This window comes from Ruoffia sp. FAM 20857 (assembly GCF_045528645.1).
In the GTDB taxonomy this organism is placed as follows: domain Bacteria; phylum Bacillota; class Bacilli; order Lactobacillales; family Aerococcaceae; genus Ruoffia; species Ruoffia halotolerans.
Window position 1 is genome coordinate 1 of record NZ_JBGQRB010000099.1, and the last position, 1,865, is coordinate 1,865.

General features: G+C 42.9%; 1 protein-coding gene. It reads right to left on the reverse strand.

Annotation, left to right across the window (positions count from 1 at the left end; translation table 11 throughout):
• Positions 1–77 precede the first annotated feature (77 nt).
• Positions 78–1,373 carry a group II intron reverse transcriptase/maturase gene (ltrA, locus tag ACEN4N_RS11360; protein WP_407090955.1) on the reverse strand — a complete coding sequence of 432 codons (1,296 nt, stop codon included), beginning with the start codon at positions 1,371–1,373 and terminating at the stop codon, positions 78–80.
• Positions 1,374–1,865 lie beyond the last annotated feature (492 nt).

Here is a 1,865-nt window from a genome sequence, read left to right on the forward strand (position 1 = left end):
AATCGAGTAGGAGACTAGCCATTATTTGACTAGTCGACCTCTCACACCACCGTGCGTACGGTTCCGTACACGGCGGTTCAATACCTTGCGTAAGCAGACTCTACCAATTCGCTTAGTGGAACTAAGCCCCATTGGTGGAGTCTTTTTGTTGTAATTGCCCGATGAACTTCAGGCGTGTTTGAAAGTCGCCAGTACATCTTACGAGAAAATGCAATGCGTTTCGCTGAGTCTAGGTCAAGTCCATAGGACTTTAATTTCTTAATAACCGTTCGTGGTTTCTTCCATCGTTTAAAGATAAGCTGTCTAAGCCGGTGATGTAACCATCCTTCTATCTCTTTAATAAATCCTTTGATAAAACCTAAACCAAAATAATTTATCCAACCTCGTGTAACTCGATTAATTTGCTGGATGATTTCTTCAAAGGTTCCTGGTCTTTTACGACTCGTCAGTCTCTTTAAAGAATTCTTGAATTTTCGCTTGGCTTGCTTGGTAGGGATAAAACGATAGGTTCCATTCACTCGGCGCATCAGACAGCTCAAGAACTTTAAACGAGTAGGTGACCCCACTTTGCTTTTCTCTTGATTGACGATGAGCTTTAAATCTTTCTCAATATATTTGGTGATACTTTCCATCACACGTTCACCGGCTCGTTTCGTCTTCACATAGATGACGAAGTCATCAGCGTAACGGACAAATCGATGACCACGTTTGGAAAGTTCTTTATCCAGTTCATGTAAGTAGACATTACTCAGTAGAGGCGAGAGAACCCCTCCTTGTGGTGCGCCTGTTTTACTTTCTACGAATTCGCCAGACAGGTCTATGACACCTGCTAATAAAAACTTACGGATAATTTTGATGATGGTCTTATCATGGATGTATTGTTCTAGATAGTAGATGAGTTTATCGTGATTCAGCGTGTCAAAGCATTGCTTCAAATCACAATCTACAACTACCCGATAACCTTCCTCATAATAGTTTACACATTGTTTGAGGGCACTATGCGTGCCTTTGCCCGGTCGAAAGCCGTGACTGTTTTCCATAAAGTGCGGGTCAATGATTGGTTCAATCACTTGTCGAATTGCTTGTTGAACAACTCGATCGCGCACACAAGGAATGCCTAGCTTTCGCTTCTCTCCATTCGGTTTTGGTATTTCTACCCGTTTAACCGGTTGGGGTTTATAAGTCCCATTAAGTAATTTATTCCGTAGAGGAATATAATACTCATTGATGTGTTCTTCTATTTCAAAGACGGTCATCCCGTCAATACCTGCTGCACCTTTATTCCGTTTAACGGATTTAATGGCAGCTTCCATATTCTCTCTTGTTACAACTCGCTCCATCAAAGACGGAGTCTTACGATACATTTCTGTCATTTCACCTAAAGTTCACTAGACACATCGATTAACTCTTTCGGTTCCACCTATTCCCTCCACCGACTGCCAACCTAAGCGGTTGTTTTCTGTCATTATTGTGAACCTTAACCTCCATTCTATAATTTGTATTGATATTGTTCGGTCCTTCGCTACATTCTCGCTACTACGACCTCTGCTGATTTCTCACTATTCGTTGTTACTACTGAGTCGCTAGTGAGACCTCCCCAGGTAAGGTGCGATAACCTTCCACTCATGTCACTGCTTCATTTACTGTTTAGGATTCGTGCAGTATTGGACTTCACTTTGTCATGCAAGCTCATCCATCCCTGTTCAGCCTTGATATGAAGTTTCTGTTCGTCAGTGCGAGTGTTTGCCTCCGGCTTCCTTCAGATTCCACCTCACGGTGGACACCCTTGCCTTTAGCTAACAGTTCCTACTGCCAAGTCTGTAGTGGACTTTCACCACCAAGTTATCGCCCATGCCGGGCGCACA